Here is a 14,838-nt window from a genome sequence, read left to right on the forward strand (position 1 = left end):
GCCCCCGCTTAGCACCGCCATGCGCTGCGCCAGGAACCGACACCTCTAGGGGTCATCGGCCAGACCAGCAGATACCTTAGCGCAAGCCGCTGCGAACCTCAGCGCTCCGTGCCTTCTGGCCGCTGAAATCCCCCGTCTGCCCAGGCCGTGGCGCTGGCGCGGTCGAGCTTGAAGCTCAGCGGCGCGGCGCAGTCGGCCAGCAGGTCGCCGCCCTCGTCATGTGCGCTCAAACGGGCCCGGGGCTGCTCCTCGTCGGGCTCGATGTCCAGGCTCACGGTGACCCGGCCTTGGGCACAGCTGACGGTGATCTGCTTGTGCAGTTGGGCCTGCAGTTGCTGCTCGTGCCGCCGGATCACCTCAGACGCCGTCTTGACCAAGGTGTTGAAGGCGTTCACGTCCAAGGGCTTGGGGTCTTTTTTGTTGCGGCCCATGGTCCAGGGGCCGACGAGGGCCGGCTCGGCCTCGCCCTCCAAGGTCATGGCCACGGCCCAGCCGTCATCGTCTTCGTTCTTGATCACCTTGGCGGTCCAGCCTTTGTCGCGCCACAGGCGGGGCTCAAAAATGGTGGCGGCGGAGTCCGAGGTGAGGTCGTCGTGGTCTTCATGAATGCTCATGGCAGGCAGTGTAGAGGCCCCGGTGGGCCGCTGCACAATGGCAGCCACTGCCATGCCCAAAGCCGCTGTGTCTTCGCCCGCTGCCCTGCCCGCCTTGCCCTCCACCCCGCTGGAGGATGTGAGCCCCATCCCCACCGCACCCGGGGTGTACTTCTTTCACGGGGAAGGCCGGCTGCCGCTCTACATCGGCAAGAGCATCAACCTGAGGGCGCGGGTGCAGCAACACCTGCGTGCGCCAGAAGAAGCCCACATGATGGCCCAGACCCGCCGCGTGAGCTGGCAGCGCACCGCCGGTGAGGTGGGCGCGCTGCTGCTGGAGTCGCACCTCATCAAGACCCAGCAGCCCCTGTTCAATGTGCGCCTGCGCCGCAGCAAGCAGCTCTGCGCCTGGCACCTGCCCACCGCCCTGCAGCCGCCCGAGTTGGTCAACTCCCGGCAGTTCAACTTTGCCGCCACCGAGGGGCTTTATGGCCTGTTCGCCTCGGCCCACGCCGCCAAACAAGCCTTGCGCAGCCGGGCTGAAGAGTTGGGCCTGTGTCAGGTCATGCTGGGGCTGGAGCAAAACCTGGGACGCGGCTGCTTTGCCCGCCAACTGGGCCGCTGCCATGGGGCCTGCATCGGCCAAGAAAGCCCTGAGGCCCACCACCAACGCCTGCGCGCCGCGCTGGCCGAATGGGAAGTGCGGCACTGGCCTTTTGACGGGGCGGTGGGCTTGGTGGAGCGCGACGGCGATTGGGTGCAAACCCATGTGCTGGACCAATGGTGCTACTTGGGCACCCTGGAAGGCCCCCCGCAGCGCCGCGCCCCCAAAGCCCTGCCCTCACCCGCCTTTGACATGGACAGCTACCGCATCTTGATGCGGCCGCTGTTGATGGGGGAGCAGGAGTTGGTGCGGTGGCCAAGTCGCGCCTAGGCTGATGGGGCGCCTTCTCGGGCCTGCGTTGGTCTATCCGACCTGCCAGGCCACTCGCAAGCATTCAGTTCAGCGCTCAACCCTCGTGGCGCTTGAGGACGTAGACAAGCTCGACACAAACCTCGCCCCGAAATTCCACCGTCCGCTCTTCAATCTTGCGCATGCCCACGCGCTCCAGCAGTGCGATGGACGCATGATTGCGGGCGTCAGTGATCCCGTTGACGCGTTCCACCGCTGTGGAAAGAAAGATAAGCTGCAGCGCTTCACGAACCGCCGCCGTCCCCAACCCTCGCCCCTGAGCATGGCGAGCCAACGTGAAGCCGATCTCAGCCTCGCGCGCATCAGGCGCCAGATACAAGCCGATATCGCCGAGCAACGCTGAAGTCTGCGGCTCAGCGATGGCGATCTGCGCCCACTGACCCGGCCTGAACAACGGCGCCTTGTTCATCTCATCGAGGAACGTCCAGGCGTCTGCGTCCGACATCGCCGACCAGCCTTGATAGCGGCCGAGTTCGGCATCGGTGCGATAGGCCTGAAAAGCAGCGAGGTCGGCGACGGACAGGCGGCGCAGGAGGATGGCTGTGCCGTGGCGGGGCAAGAGGTCAGGGACGGTCGTCATGGAAGATCCAAGTAAGTAGCTGGGTTGCTGCCGGATGATGAAAACCAGCCTGCTTGCTCTCACTGTACTGGCCCGACACAGCGAATCGTCGCAGCCGCTCGCCCGCATCGTCTCTACACGGCGAACCACCCCAAATCGCCAAGCAGTCCGCCGACGCCCGCCTTGCGCAGCCACAGGCCGTGGCCCGGGGCGATTTCTTCGGTGCTGAGGCGCGCAGGGCGAGGGCGTGGCGCGTGGTCACGCGCGCTTCGAGAACATGCTCGCCGTCACTGTTTGACCATAGTGAGCCGAAGGCGAGCGGAGGGAGTTTGACGGCGCACGCGCTTGACCGAGCACCGAAGGGAGTCGGCTCTAGCCGACCGCCGATGCATGAGCCCCGGGCCACGGCCTGCGGCAGCGCACGCCCCACCTCAGCAGGCCGCCCTCAGCAAGCACCCGCCGCCAAAGCCACCCAACTCAACGCGCCCGCTCTCCCCCCTTGCGCCTTCCTGAGTTGGGCGGAATGTAGACATCCGTCTCATTGCCCCAGCCCTTGCCCTTGCGGCGCGAACTGGGCGGTGAACGGCGACGGTCTCGCCAATCGCAGCATGAGCAATCAAGACAGCTGAAGACATCTCCAAACCCACACCCTGAGCGGCCGCCACTGCCACCGCAGGACGCATCGCCGGGCATGTCGCAAGGCGCATCACAGCCGATGTCACACAAACCCTGCTGGGCCGACCAAGGGCCGCGATAAACCCGGCGTTGGGGCTGCAGAGGCCCATAGCGCCTAAAGGCCACGCCGCACATGAAGAGGCGTTGATTCAGCACCGAAAGTCCGCCCGGAACGCCCCAGCGCCGCACGGCCCGCCAACCCAAATGTGAGCAACTGGCGCGGCCAATGTGGCAACGGTAAGCGCAGGAAAAGCCCTTGTGGGGCGACACAAAGCGCTGATAGGCCGTGATGCCACCTAACACGGCCCAGCGCAACAGCCTGGACATCGTTGACGACGCATGAGTTTGCATGAGCCCAAGCAGAGTTTCGACACAACATCTTACGAGCGAAGCCGCTTGGTTCTCGCTCACAAACCCCCTACAGTACGGCAGCAGCCGGACCTTGCAGTACTCGGGTCTCATCACAAGCAGGTGAGGAAGGAGTCTCCACATGGCACCGCAAACATTGCAGGTGTTGGCCTTGGCCAGCGTGTTCATCGCCTTTGCGGTCGCAGAGATGCGGCTCGGGCGCTTTAACGACCCTCGTGGCAGCCGCGATGATGCCAAGTTGGACATCGCTGGTGGCGCTGCGCTGCTGCTGGGCTCCTTGACGGTGCTGAACTTAGCGCAGGCCTTGGCCGGACTGGCCTGGCCCGACGCACGGCAGACGTTGGCGGACTGGCCGGTCTGGCTGATGCTGCTGTGCTTTTTCTTGGCCGATGACTTGGTGCAATACCTCTGGCACCGTCTCTGCCACACCTCGGTGCTGTGGCCGCTGCACCGGCCGCACCACACGGCCCCTTATGTCAACGTTCGGGTCGCCTTTCGCAACAATGCGTTCTACTACCTGACGCTGCCAGGCCTGTGGCTCTCTGGCCTGCTGGTGTATTTGGGCATGGGTTGGGTCTATGTGGGTTACACCACGCTGAAGCTGACCGTCATCATGTCAGCCCACTCTGCCGTCCGCTGGGACGAGTTTCTCTTCCGCCGCCGCGCTTTGCGGCCGGTGGCCTGGGTGCTGGAGCGCTTGATCTCCACCCCGGCCACCCATGCCGCGCACCATGCTCTGAGCGAAGCCGATGGCATCGGCCGCCACACCGGCAACTACGGCAACCTGCTGTTCATCTGGGATGTGCTGCTGGGCACGGCTTACTTCACCCGGCGCTATCCGAAAGCCTACGGCCTGCCCGAGACTCATGCCCACACCCAGGCTCCTTGGTTGGAGCAGTGGTTGTATCCAGCGGTGCAGCGGCCATTGCTGCTGCACAAGACCCCCAACTCAGTGCATTTGTCAGAAACACCTCCCGCCGTCGCCCCCATACCCATCGCCAGCACTTTCCGGCCGAATGACATGGATGAAAAAGTGGCGCCCGAGGGCGCCACTTTTTGAACAAGAAGATTGCTTACTGCTGCTGAATGAGCGAACACTCCAGCACGCCCTTCTTGCCCTGAGCCTCCGGCACAGACTGCAGCTTGGAGCCACCGGACATCATGCCCATCTTGACCTCTTGCCACACGAAGTAGAGCTTTCCAGCTTCGGTTTGCAGGGTCAACTTGGAAGTGTCGCCCTGAGAAGTCAGCGTGTGCGAGCCTGCCGGCAAGTCGAACTTGAAAAAGGAATTGGGGCCGGTCGCCCCCGCCAGCTTGCCATTCACGGTCACGGGCATAGACAGCGCGGCACCCAGCGTTTCATTGCGATAGACGTAAACCTGCGAGATGCCCGGCTTGGGGGTGAATTGCTTGGCTTGGGCATCTGCATCGGCAGAGGCCTTGTTGACGCTGGCGCAGCCCGTTGCCAAAACGGCTGCAGCAATGACGAAAGACGCAGAAACAAAACGACGACTGAACATGTGGCCTCCTCGATGCCATGGTTATCGGAGTGCAATACCGCTCGCACTCCTTTGCGCCAAACCGAATGCGGGCCCGACAGCGGAGCTGCAAATCGTCTCTGGCACATCAAGATGCTAAGGCCTACACAGCGCTTTGACGATCCCACAGCCAAGGAGATTGGCGCGGACTTTCACTGATTCGACCAGCCCATGAAGGGTAACCACCTACCCGATACATCGACTCACGGCACACTCCGCCGCGCCCTCATGGCCCACAAGAACGGCAGGCCAAACACCGCAGCCTCCTTGGCATAAGCCTGCATGGGCCGCAGCACTTGGATGTCGAAGGCCTCTCCCCAGATGGACCGCAGTTGTGCCTCGGTGTAGCCCAGGCCGCCGCCCAGGGATTGGCGAGCATAGACGTCCTCGTCGCTCAGGCCGCTGCCGCCTTCGGGCTTGAAGCATGTCATGGCCAGTGTGCCGCCCGGCTTGAGCCAAGACGCGACGCGCTCCACATAGCCTGCTCTTCGGTGCGGCGGCAAGTGATGAAATAGGCCTGAGTCGCAGATCAAATCCACCGGCTGCGCGGGCCCTGGCCACTCGAACACCGACGCTTGAGAAAGGTGTACCGAGACCCCCGCCTTGGCCACGTTCTGCTGCGCCCAGTCAATGGCCGTGGCGGAGAAGTCCAAGGCCTCAACCGTAAAGCCTGCCCGTGCCAAGAACACCGAGTTGCGGCAATTGCCACAACCCAGGTCCAAGGCTCGACCTGGCATTGATGGACTGCCCGTGACCCACTCCACCAAGCTCTCATCGGGCGCATCGACAAAGAAGGGAACAGGCTTGGCACGTTGGGCGTAGAAGCCGTCCCACCAGGTGTCTTGCCGGTCGGCGAACAAGGCATCAAGGGCTTGAAGATCAGTCATCACTCAATGGTAATGCCACTGATCCAGCGCACTCCCGGTGTGATGTCGTCCCGCAGGGCAGGCTTGAAGGGCGGCACATCCAGGCGCTGCGGCGGTGCGCTGATGTGGTTCAGATCGATGGCCTGAGGCTTGCCCACCAGGCCGCACTCTCCGCGCTCTAGCTTGAAGTACAAGCCATTCCAAAGTTTGGCGCCAAACTCTTTGGGAAGCTTGTAGAGAAACATCAGCTGGTGTTCCAGCCAAGCGAAATCGTTACCCTGGATGGTGCCGGGCTGGGCATAGGGATAGGGCACATGGCAGGCCAGCTCGGTCGGACCTTCCAGGCACTTGAACTCCTTCATGGACAGGAAGTGGTCCCTGAAGCCCTGGTGGGCCATCTCCACCACAAAGCGGGTGCGGCCATCCGCTTGGGGCTGGAAGTTGACCGTGCCCACCACCAAGCGCTGTTGGTCGTTGGTGTGGGCGGTGATGGTCTTGCTGCCGGTCAGCTCCCAGGCTTGAGCGCTGGCGGCCAAGCCCGCACTCACCAGGGCCGCCGCCCATGTCTTGATGAGTGGCGTTGACCTAGGTTGAATGCGGGCGTTTGTCATTGCAATTAACGCTTGTAGTAAGCCAAACCGAAGGGGTTCACACCCGCCGTCAAGACCTTGGTCTGCGCCAACGCGCCATCGGGCGAGACGCTGTAGACCGTGACCTTGTCGGCCACCGGGCCAGAGTGGGTGACGAAAAGCTTATTGTCTCGCTTGTTGATCACCACGTTGTGTGGTGTAACTACCGTGGTGTTCAGTGCTGTACCCACCAGAGATTGGTCGCCAGTATCCACGCTGTAAAGTTGATTTCCCGGCAGGTTGGTAACGTATGCAAAACGCCCATCTCGGCTGCCATAGATGCCGTGCGTGCCCGTGAGTGCAATGGTGTTGGCGGCAGCACTGAGGTTGCGGTTGAGCACATAAATGCCACCCGTCTGGCAAGGCACGTAGAGCTGCTGCGCTTGCTCCATGAAGAACAGATGAGGGTCTTCTCCCACCACGGCTTCGCCCGTCTTGCTGAGGCTGGCTGTGTCGTAGGCATAGACCTTGTCCGGTGCACCGTCGATCAACAACGAGACAAAGGCTGTCTTGCCATCCTTGGTGAGGTAGACATCATGGGGTTTGGCATCCACCTTGATCGTGCGTACCGAGCCATCGGCCAGATTGATGACCGAGATGGTGTTGTCTACATCGTTGTTCACCCACAGCTGCTTGCCCTTGCCGTCAGCCCACATGTGGAACACGCCATTGCCCACGGCGATAGAGCGCTGAACCTTGAAGGTGCCGGGGTGCAGCACATGCACTTTGTTCTGCTTGCGGTCACCCACATACAGACGGTCCGTCTTGGGCACATACACCACGTACATGGGCTCAGACCCCGCGATGCTGACAGTGCGCTTGACCCGGTCGTTCTTGGCGTTGATGACGCTCAGGCTGCCACCGCCACGGTTGGCCACCACCACAGTCTCACTGCCAAACACACCGGCTTGACTGTGCGCCGCAGCGGCCAGCAAGGTGGCGAGGATCAGAGTCTTTTTCATCGGTACTTCCTTCAAAAATGTCGATCAAGTCGACGGGATGGGCGTGAACACGCCAACTCAAGGACGGCTGAATTGCGGCGGGCGCTTTTCGATAAAGGCCTGCATGCCTTCTTTCTGGTCGTGCGTCGCGAACAGCGCATGGAAGGCGCGGCGCTCCAGGCGCACGCCCTCGGCCAAGCTCATCTCTTCAGCGCAGTGCACGGCTTCGCGCGCGGCCAGCACGCTGGTGCGGCCGTAGCTGGCAATCGTGTGCGCCGCTTCCAGCGCCTTGGGCAGCAACTCAGCCAAGGGGAAGACCCGCGCGGCCAAGCCCGCACGTTCGGCTTCCACTGCATCCATCATGCGGCCGGTCAGGATCATGTCCATGGCCTTGCTGCGGCCGATCAAGCGGGTCAGGCGCTGTGAGCCGCCCATGCCGGGGATCACGCCGATCTTGATTTCCGGCTGGCCAAACTTGGCGTTATCCGCTGCGTAGATGATGTCGCACATCATTGCCAGCTCGCAGCCGCCGCCCAGCGCATAGCCGGCCACAGCCGCAATGCGCGGCAAGCGCAAGCGGGCAAACTGCTCCCAGCCGGCGAAGTAGTCGGCATCGTTCATCTGCTGATAGGTCTGGGGCTGCATCTCTTTGATGTCAGCGCCGGCCGCAAAGGCCCGGTCCGAGCCGGTGATGACCACGCAGCCCACGCTGGGGTCGGCATCCAAAGGCTGGAGGATGCTCATCAGCGCGCCCAGTGATTCAGAGTTCAGGGCGTTCAAGGCTTGGGGGCGGTTGAGGCGCACCAGCACCACGCGTTCATGGCGTTCAACAATCGGGTGAGACATGAGAAAGGTTCTTTCAAAGAGTGTGAGAGGCAGTGACGGCCGGCAAGGTGCGCTCAGGCTTCAGGAGTCCCAGATCGCGCCATAGCCCGGAATGCCGCGCAGCTCCACGCCCTGGATCACCGCCTGGGTCAGCTTTTGGTTGGCAATGCAGATCACTGCTTCGGCGCCCGTGCGGCGCACGGCTTCCAGCACCAAGGCCACCAGGTCGGGCTTGCCGTGGGTGTCTGTGTCCCAAATCAGCGCCTCGGGGTTGGCTTGCAAGATCTCGTCGACCAAGGCGTCGCCATAGGTCTTGCGCGGGTTGCGCGTGGCCCAGACCAAGTGCATGGGCAGCTTGTCTGCCAAGAGGTGGGGCAGCACGGGCCCGATGCCGCTGCCGGTGGCCACATAGACCACCTTCTTGAACAGCACTTCGATGTTGGCCACCCCACAGGTGGTGATGCCCTTGACCCACAGATGAGTGGGCGGCTTGTCGATCAAGGCACCCGTCCAATCACCAGCGCGGGAGATGATCTGCCGAAAGCCCTTTTCACCCGGTGCGGGGATGTTGGCAAAGGCATGCCATTCAATCAGCGGGTTCAAGCTGACGGTGTTGGATGAGCCCGGAAAGGCGTCGTCGCCATAGTTGTAGCGCACCACCACGGCGTGGTTAGAGGGCTTGGTGATCTCCACCTTGACGCGCTTCAAGCGCAGCCACGGCAGCAGGATGCTGAAGGTGAGCAGTGCCAACACCCACACCTCACCCTGGCGAGCCAAGCTGGCTCCGAGCGCTTGGCCTGCCGGCAGGCCATCGGCCACGGTGCTGACGGCATGGGCCCAGAACAGCGCCAGCGCCGTCCAGCCGCCAAAGCGGTGCATCATCTCAAAGCGGTTGTGCTGCTTGGCGCGGTAGCTCGGCAAGGCCATGGCGATGATGCCGCCCAGGAGCAGCAGCAAGGCCACACCCAAGCCCATGGTGAGCGCCGACACGCCCTGACCGCCTGCGCTGACGTGCCAAGCCTGGGTGGCCAGCAGCACTGCAAACCAGACGGAGCCCAAAGTGGTGCCACCGCTGTGCAGGCCGCCAAAGTGATAGACCTTGGCCAACTGCCAGCGCACGCTGAGCGGCCAAGAGGTGGGTGCCCGCGTGGCCAGCCAGAACAAGGCATTCACCACATACTGCTGGCGCACCAGAATCGCCATGGCGAAATTGGCCAGCATGACCTGGGCGATGCTGCCCATGGCGGCGTGCTGAGCATCGGCCCACCAACCCCCTTGAAAACCGCTGTAAGCGACCCAGGCGTTGACCAACACCACCAACGCAAACAAGCGGTGGTACTGGATCATCTTGGGGTGGGACCACAGGCGGCGCCACGCGCTGGGCGCGCCATCTTGAGGGGGGGCAGGTCTGAAGTCTGGCACCGGCGTGGCCATGCCGGTGGGGGTTGACGTGTTCGTCATGCGGTCTCTCCGAGGGAAGCGTTGTGCGCATCGAGCAGCGGCTGGGCTTGCGCCAGCAGCAAGCGCTTGTCCACCTTGCCGCGCTCGGTCATGGGTAGTTCATCGATGGCAATCACCAGGGCCGGCACGCAGTAGTAGGGCAGGCTGCGGCGCACCTGGTCTTGGGCGTCGGCCACGTCCACCGTGGCCGGGGTGACAAAAGCCACCAGGTCGCGGCTGTTGGCCTTCAAGGTCACGGCACGCCGGCAGCCGGGGCTGCGTTCCAGCACGGTGGAGACGGCATCCAGCTCCACCCGGAAGCCGCGCACCTTGACTTGGTCGTCCACACGGCCGAAGTGCTCCAATTGGCCCTGCTCAGTCCAGCGGCAGAGGTCGCGGGTGCGGAACATCATCCGACCGCCTCCCAGGAAGGGGTCGGGGCGATAGCGCTCTGCCGTCAAGCCAGGGTTGCCGATGTAGCCGGCACTCACACAGTCGCCGCCGGCCCACATCTCGCCCACCTCGCCAATGGCGCAGGGCTGCATGTCTTCGTTCAACACATAGACCGTGTTGTTGGGCGTGGGGGTGCCGATGCTCAGCACCTCGTCACCCGGCTTGAACTGCGCCAAGGTATTGACGATGGTCACCTCGGTGGGGCCGCAGCCGTTGTGAAAGGCGCAGCGGGCGGCCCAGGCCTCGGCCAGAGGCCGCGGGCAAGGCTCACCGGCCAGGGCGACGGCTTGGATGTGGGGGCAGGCCGCCGGGTCCAGCTTGGCCAAGATGGAGGGCGTGGCGATCAGCACGTTCACGGTGGCCGCCGTCTCGGCAAAGTCTTTGCCGCGGATCACCAGCGTCGCGCCATGCGAAAGGCAACCCAGAATCTCCCAGGCCGCCATGTCAAAGCCGATGTTCAGCACCTGGCCCACGCGCTGGCCGGGCGCCATGCCCAAGTTGCCGGGTGCGGTGTGGATGATGTTGCAGACATTGCGGTGCGTCACCATCACGCCGTTGGGCTTCCCGGTGGTGCCCGAGGTGTAGAGCACAAAGCACAAATCTGAGCCGGCCACATAAGGCTTGCGCAGGCGCGAGGGATGGGCCGGGGGCGGCGTGGTGCTGCACAGGCTTTGCACATCGATCGCCACGTCGTCCCGCGCCAGGGGCAAGCCAGGGATGAAGGACGCCGTGCTGAGCACCACCTGAATCCCGGCGCTGTCCATCACTTGGCGCAACATGGGCGCGGGCACGACACCTGCGTCTTGCGGCACATAGGCGGCCCCCACCTTCAAGATCGCCAAGATGCTGACCACCATGGGAAAGCCGCGCTGCAGGAACACGCCCACGCGGTCACCCCGGACCACGCCTTGCGCCTCCAAGCGGCGGGCCAAGTACTCGGCATAAGCATTGAGTTGGCCGTAGGTCCAGGCCTGGCCTTGGTGTTCGACCGCCCAGGCGTCGGGTTGCTGCTGCGCTTGCGCCTCGATGGCGTGATGCACGCACTCAAAGGGCAAGCGTTGCTGAGGCCCCCAGCCAAAGCTCACGAAGCGGGAGTCAGTACGCGCAATCGCCTCTTGCAGCGGGCTGGGCGGGGGAGTCAGCGGCTGGGGCGCACGCATCAGCGGCTGATTGGCCGGCGGCGCTGTCCAACGCTCCAAGCCCGGCTGTAAACCAAGCGCAGCGGGATTCAAAGTCAGGGAAGACGCCAGTGGATAGCTGGGGTTCAGTGCAGGTTGAGCCATGGGATCTCCATAGAGGCAGGACACATGGCTGGGCACTTTAGGAAGCAAAGATCACAAATACGTCACGGTCTGCTCAGCAATTGATGGCGATTCGGGCACCGAAAGTTGTCAGGAATCGGCACTCACAGCGACTACCCCTTTGTGAGCAATTGCTGAAGATTTCGTGATGATTCGACGCCCTCCTTCCCGCCCAATCGGTGCTTCCGCCGCTGTGAGCCGCCCCATGAGCACCCTGACCCTCCCCGCCAGCAGCGAGACTGCACTGGCCAACCGCCGCATCTTGGTGGTTGAAGATGAGCCTGACATCGCCGCCCTCCTCAAGCTGCATCTGGGCGAGTTGGCCGAGGTGACCACCGCCGACAACGGCCTGAGTGGCTTGGAAGCCGCCCAGCAAGGCGATTGGGACGCCATCGTGCTGGACCTGCGCCTGCCCGGCATGGGCGGGCTGGATGTCTGCCGCGAGTTGCGGCAAAGCGGCGACACCGTGCCCATCCTGATGCTGACGGCCCGCGCCACCGAGCTGGACCGGGTGTTGGGCCTGGAGCTGGGCGCAGATGACTACCTGACCAAACCCTTCGGCGTCTTGGAGCTGCAAGCCCGTATCCGAGCCTTGTGGCGGCGCAGCGCCAGCACGGCCAGCCAAGCACAAGCCGCCTCTGCCCCCGGCCTGCCGGCTGAAGAGACGGAGGTGGTGCTCAGCCGCCTGCGCTTGAACCGCATGCAGCGCCGCGCTTGGCTCAATGAGGCCGAGTTGACCTTGACGCCGCGCGAGTTCGATTTGCTGTGGTTCTTTGCCAAGCAACCCGGTCGAGCCTTCAGCCGTGCCGAGTTGCTCTCCGCCGTGTGGGGCTATGGCCATGACGGCTATGACCACACCGTCAACACCCACATCAACCGCCTGCGTAACAAGCTGGGCGAAGACTCCTGGATCAACACGGTCTGGGGCGTAGGCTATCGCTTTGAGGTGGTGGCATGAGCCAAAGGGTGCCTTGGTGGCGGCGCCTGCACATGCGGCTGTCGGCCAGCATGCTGCTGGTGCTGCTGGCCCTGGGCGGCAGCCTGGCCTTCTGGCTGGACATGAACCTGCGCCGCCAACAAGACGCCCTCTGGCAGTGGCAAGGCCTGGCTTTGGCGCAATACATCAACAGCCAGCAGCCCCAGCCACTCATCGATGAGCAGGGCAAAGTGCGCTCGGAGCTGGTGCGCAGCTTGGCCATGTATGCGCGCCTGATCAACCCCGCGCTCGAGGTCTATGTGCTGAACCCGCAGGGCGTGATCCTGGACCATACCCAAGACGGACAAAATGACCCACGGCCGCAGGTTCAGCAGGTGGACCTCGGCCCGGTGCAGGCACTGGCGCGCACCCCACTGCCCGAGCTGCCCGTCTATGGCACCGACCCGATTGCGCCGGACAGCCCTAACCTGATCTCCGCCGCCAGGCTGGAGGTAGACGGGCAGACGCGCGGCTATGTGTATGTGGTGCTGCGCGGCACCCGCGCCAACCTCCTCACGATGGACGCCGTGGCCGACCCCCTACGTGCGGCGGCCTGGCGCTTTGTGCCCGCGGTATTGCTGGCCGCCGCCGTGCTGATGCTGTTGGCGCAGTTGCGCATCACCCGGCCGCTGAGCCGCTTAACGGCCTTGCTCAGTGAGTTTCGAGCCGATGGCCACGAAGCCGGCCTGCCCGAGCACACGCCCCGAGACGAGATCGAAGAGGCCACGCTGGCCGCCCAAGCCTTGCGCGCACGCGTGCAGCGCCAGCTCAATCAGATCGAGGACAACGAGCGCCAGCGCCGCGAGCTGATTGCCAGCATCTCCCACGACCTGCACACGCCTTTGGCCAGCATCCAAGGCTATGCCGAAACCTTGATGCTGCAGCAGGCCACCTTGACCCCGGAACAGCGCAGCCAACACCTGCACACCCTGATGCAGAACTGCCACCGCCTGGAGCGGCGGGTGAATGACTTGTTTGAACTCTCCAAGCTGGAGTCGGGCTACACCCAGGCCCAGCCGGAGCCCTTTGCGGTGGCTGAATTGGCCAGTGATGTGGTGCAGAGCTTGCAACTGCTGGCGCAAACCCGCGGCGTCACGCTGGAGATGGCGCCACCGCCCGCCGATGAGCGGGGCCGCGAGCTGCAGGTGCATGCCGACATCGGCATGATCGAGCGAGTGCTGCAAAACCTGATCGACAACGCCATCGGCCACACGCCTCCTGGCGGGCGCGTCGCCCTGCGGATTGCCGCCGAGCCTGAGCGGGTGACCGTGGAGGTGGCCGACAGCGGCGAAGGCATTGCTGCCGAGGACCTGCCCTTCATCTTTAACTTGTTTTGGACGCGGGGCATGCCCACCGCGGTGCCGCAGAAGGGCCAGGGCCGCGAACGCCGCAGCCGCGCCCGGACGGGCCTGGGCTTGGCGATTGTTCAGCGCATCTTGGCGCTGCATGACAGCCAGCCGCAGGTGCGCTCCAGCCGTGGGGCCGGCACCATCATCAGCTTTGCGCTGAAAAAGGCCTAGGGGCGTTCAGCCGCAGATCAGACCGCCAGCAGCTGCGCCAGGCTGACGCGGCCCATGCCCGGGTCCTCGCCGAGGATGGCGGCGACACCATAGCCCGGCTCGGCGGTGTCACAGCGCTGCGGGCTGGACAGAGGCTGGCCGCGGCCATCGGTGAGCACGGCCACGATAGGTGTCTTCACACTGCCGCCCCGCTGCACCACCACGCCGGTCTCACCGCCCATCAGGCGCACAAACACGCCCGGAGGGTAGAGGCCAAACTCTTTGACGATGGCGTTGATCATGCTGCTCTTGGGGTCTTGCATGAAGACCATGCGTGCGGCCTCGTCCGGCGCCATGGCTTGGCGGTTGGCGCGACGGCTGAGCTTGGTGGTGTAGATGTCCGCCTGGCGAACCAGGTTCGCCAAATCGCTGGTGTCGCGCAGGCCACGCGGGTAGCCACTGCCGTCTTGCACCTCGTGGTGCCACAGCACGGCCTTGATCCAATCGGTGTCGGTCACGCCGGCCAGCAGCAACATGCGCGCGCTGAACTCCGGGTGGGCCAAGACCGCCTGACGTTGCTCCGGCGTGATCGGCGTGGTTTGACTGGCCAGTTGGCCCTGCAGCTCGAACATGGAGACATTCATGGTCAGCGACACCTTCATGGCGCGCTCTTGTTCGGCGTCACTCCAGCCTAAGCGGCGAGCCACCAGGGCGGCGGTGATGCCGGTGTGCAGGGCATGGTCCATGCCGTACTGCATCAGTGGATTGGCCTCTTGGCGCATCACTTGGAAGATGGCCAGGTCGGGGTCGCGCTCCACCAAGGCGAGAACAGGCTGGCTGGCTTGCTCCAGGGCGGCGGGGAAATGTTCGTCGGCGCAATGACCCAGCGCTTTGTGCAGGTCGTCCATGCAAAAGCGCCACAAGCCCGGCAAGGCCTCACGCGGCGCGTTGCGGATGCGCTCTGCCGGGGTCAACAGCTCTTGGAGATCGACCAGCGCACCGCGCTGGAAGAGCAGCTCCAACTGATGCGCCGTTTGCACCACCTGGCCCTTGGCCAGCATCAGCGCGTGGGAGGCATCCAGCACATTGAACGGCAGGGCCTGGCCCAGGGCGATGCGATGCTTGACGGTGACCAGTGGGGTATACGGCATGGTGAGTCCAACGATGGTTATGAGTCTCGACTTCGCCCTGTATCTCCAGG

Annotated in this window: 15 protein-coding genes; 4 read left to right on the forward strand and 11 right to left on the reverse strand. The window is 63.9% G+C overall.

The window, feature by feature from the left end; translation table 11 throughout:
- Positions 1 to 98 precede the first annotated feature (98 nt).
- Entirely contained in the window at positions 99 to 614 is a 516-nt protein-coding gene (locus KAK11_RS11910; RefSeq protein WP_210809344.1) for a hypothetical protein, read from the reverse strand.
- A 52-nt stretch (positions 615 to 666) separates the two neighbouring features.
- Here KAK11_RS11910 and KAK11_RS11915 point away from each other — a divergent pair, with 52 nt between their 5' ends.
- Positions 667 to 1,527: an endonuclease gene (locus KAK11_RS11915; protein ID WP_210809345.1), complete on the forward strand. Its 861-nt coding sequence runs from the start codon at positions 667 to 669 to the stop codon at positions 1,525 to 1,527.
- Positions 1,528 to 1,603: 76 nt separating this feature from the next.
- Here the strand turns inward: KAK11_RS11915 and KAK11_RS11920 are convergent, their stop codons facing one another.
- Entirely contained in the window at positions 1,604 to 2,146 is a 543-nt protein-coding gene (locus tag KAK11_RS11920) for a GNAT family N-acetyltransferase (protein WP_210809346.1), read from the reverse strand.
- A 456-nt stretch (positions 2,147 to 2,602) separates the two neighbouring features.
- The gene (gene yidD, locus KAK11_RS22290; RefSeq protein ID WP_375140681.1) at positions 2,603 to 3,337 is read right to left on the reverse strand and encodes a membrane protein insertion efficiency factor YidD; all 735 of its coding nucleotides are present in this window, start codon (positions 3,335 to 3,337) and stop codon (positions 2,603 to 2,605) included.
- On the opposite strand from yidD, the gene KAK11_RS11930 reads away from it, so the two are divergent.
- Positions 3,291 to 4,229 (forward strand): sterol desaturase family protein, encoded by a 939-nt coding sequence (locus tag KAK11_RS11930; RefSeq protein ID WP_210809348.1) that lies wholly within the window; start codon positions 3,291 to 3,293, stop codon positions 4,227 to 4,229. The genes yidD and KAK11_RS11930 overlap by 47 nt on opposite strands.
- 13 nt (positions 4,230 to 4,242) lie before the next feature.
- Here KAK11_RS11930 and KAK11_RS11935 read toward each other — a convergent pair whose 3' ends face one another.
- The 7 genes from KAK11_RS11935 to KAK11_RS11965 form a co-directional block, all read right to left on the reverse strand.
- Positions 4,243 to 4,689, reverse strand: a complete 447-nt coding sequence (locus KAK11_RS11935; RefSeq protein WP_210809349.1) for a DUF2846 domain-containing protein — start codon at positions 4,687 to 4,689, stop codon at positions 4,243 to 4,245.
- 221 nt (positions 4,690 to 4,910) lie between these two features.
- Entirely contained in the window at positions 4,911 to 5,594 is a 684-nt protein-coding gene (locus KAK11_RS11940; protein ID WP_210809350.1) for a class I SAM-dependent methyltransferase, read from the reverse strand.
- Positions 5,594 to 6,184, reverse strand: a complete 591-nt coding sequence (locus KAK11_RS11945) for a hypothetical protein (RefSeq protein ID WP_210809351.1) — start codon at positions 6,182 to 6,184, stop codon at positions 5,594 to 5,596. The genes KAK11_RS11940 and KAK11_RS11945 overlap by 1 nt, the downstream gene beginning before the upstream one ends.
- A gap of 5 nt (positions 6,185 to 6,189) precedes the next feature.
- Entirely contained in the window at positions 6,190 to 7,164 is a 975-nt protein-coding gene (locus KAK11_RS11950; protein WP_210809352.1) for a YncE family protein, read from the reverse strand.
- Positions 7,165 to 7,221: 57 nt separating this feature from the next.
- Positions 7,222 to 7,989: an enoyl-CoA hydratase-related protein gene (locus KAK11_RS11955; RefSeq protein WP_210809353.1), complete on the reverse strand. Its 768-nt coding sequence runs from the start codon at positions 7,987 to 7,989 to the stop codon at positions 7,222 to 7,224.
- A 60-nt stretch (positions 7,990 to 8,049) separates the two neighbouring features.
- Entirely contained in the window at positions 8,050 to 9,429 is a 1,380-nt protein-coding gene (locus tag KAK11_RS11960) for an FNR domain-containing protein (protein WP_210809354.1), read from the reverse strand.
- Complete coding sequence (locus KAK11_RS11965) at positions 9,426 to 11,144, reverse strand: amino acid adenylation domain-containing protein (protein ID WP_210809355.1); 1,719 nt, start codon at positions 11,142 to 11,144, stop codon at positions 9,426 to 9,428. Before KAK11_RS11965 ends, KAK11_RS11960 begins: the two co-directional genes overlap by 4 nt.
- Positions 11,145 to 11,367: 223 nt before the next feature.
- On the opposite strand from KAK11_RS11965, the gene KAK11_RS11970 reads away from it, so the two are divergent.
- The gene (locus tag KAK11_RS11970; RefSeq protein ID WP_210809356.1) at positions 11,368 to 12,120 is read left to right on the forward strand and encodes a response regulator transcription factor; all 753 of its coding nucleotides are present in this window, start codon (positions 11,368 to 11,370) and stop codon (positions 12,118 to 12,120) included.
- Positions 12,117 to 13,658: a sensor histidine kinase gene (locus KAK11_RS11975; RefSeq protein WP_210809357.1), complete on the forward strand. Its 1,542-nt coding sequence runs from the start codon at positions 12,117 to 12,119 to the stop codon at positions 13,656 to 13,658. Before KAK11_RS11970 ends, KAK11_RS11975 begins: the two co-directional genes overlap by 4 nt.
- A 17-nt stretch (positions 13,659 to 13,675) precedes the next feature.
- On the opposite strand, the gene KAK11_RS11980 is transcribed toward KAK11_RS11975, so the two are convergent.
- Positions 13,676 to 14,788, reverse strand: a complete 1,113-nt coding sequence (locus tag KAK11_RS11980) for an HD-GYP domain-containing protein (protein WP_210809358.1) — start codon at positions 14,786 to 14,788, stop codon at positions 13,676 to 13,678.
- Positions 14,789 to 14,838 lie beyond the last annotated feature (50 nt).

The organism is Ideonella paludis, from assembly GCF_018069865.1.
GTDB lineage: Bacteria > Pseudomonadota > Gammaproteobacteria > Burkholderiales > Burkholderiaceae_C > Ideonella > Ideonella paludis.

What these genes read in the sequence shown, in the direction of transcription:
- KAK11_RS11910 (WP_210809344.1), bottom strand. Translation starts at nt 614, where the DNA reads ATGAGCATTCATGAAGACCACGACGACCTCACCTCGGACTCCGCCGCC.
- KAK11_RS11915 (WP_210809345.1), top strand. Translation starts at nt 667, where the DNA reads ATGCCCAAAGCCGCTGTGTCTTCGCCCGCTGCCCTGCCCGCCTTGCCC.
- KAK11_RS11920 (WP_210809346.1), bottom strand. Translation starts at nt 2,146, where the DNA reads ATGACGACCGTCCCTGACCTCTTGCCCCGCCACGGCACAGCCATCCTC.
- KAK11_RS11930 (WP_210809348.1), top strand. Translation starts at nt 3,291, where the DNA reads ATGGCACCGCAAACATTGCAGGTGTTGGCCTTGGCCAGCGTGTTCATC.
- yidD (WP_375140681.1), bottom strand. Translation starts at nt 3,337, where the DNA reads ATGAACACGCTGGCCAAGGCCAACACCTGCAATGTTTGCGGTGCCATG.
- KAK11_RS11935 (WP_210809349.1), bottom strand. Translation starts at nt 4,689, where the DNA reads ATGTTCAGTCGTCGTTTTGTTTCTGCGTCTTTCGTCATTGCTGCAGCC.
- KAK11_RS11940 (WP_210809350.1), bottom strand. Translation starts at nt 5,594, where the DNA reads ATGACTGATCTTCAAGCCCTTGATGCCTTGTTCGCCGACCGGCAAGAC.
- KAK11_RS11945 (WP_210809351.1), bottom strand. Translation starts at nt 6,184, where the DNA reads ATGACAAACGCCCGCATTCAACCTAGGTCAACGCCACTCATCAAGACA.
- KAK11_RS11950 (WP_210809352.1), bottom strand. Translation starts at nt 7,164, where the DNA reads ATGAAAAAGACTCTGATCCTCGCCACCTTGCTGGCCGCTGCGGCGCAC.
- KAK11_RS11955 (WP_210809353.1), bottom strand. Translation starts at nt 7,989, where the DNA reads ATGTCTCACCCGATTGTTGAACGCCATGAACGCGTGGTGCTGGTGCGC.
- KAK11_RS11960 (WP_210809354.1), bottom strand. Translation starts at nt 9,429, where the DNA reads ATGACGAACACGTCAACCCCCACCGGCATGGCCACGCCGGTGCCAGAC.
- KAK11_RS11965 (WP_210809355.1), bottom strand. Translation starts at nt 11,144, where the DNA reads ATGGCTCAACCTGCACTGAACCCCAGCTATCCACTGGCGTCTTCCCTG.
- KAK11_RS11970 (WP_210809356.1), top strand. Translation starts at nt 11,368, where the DNA reads ATGAGCACCCTGACCCTCCCCGCCAGCAGCGAGACTGCACTGGCCAAC.
- KAK11_RS11975 (WP_210809357.1), top strand. Translation starts at nt 12,117, where the DNA reads ATGAGCCAAAGGGTGCCTTGGTGGCGGCGCCTGCACATGCGGCTGTCG.
- KAK11_RS11980 (WP_210809358.1), bottom strand. Translation starts at nt 14,788, where the DNA reads ATGCCGTATACCCCACTGGTCACCGTCAAGCATCGCATCGCCCTGGGC.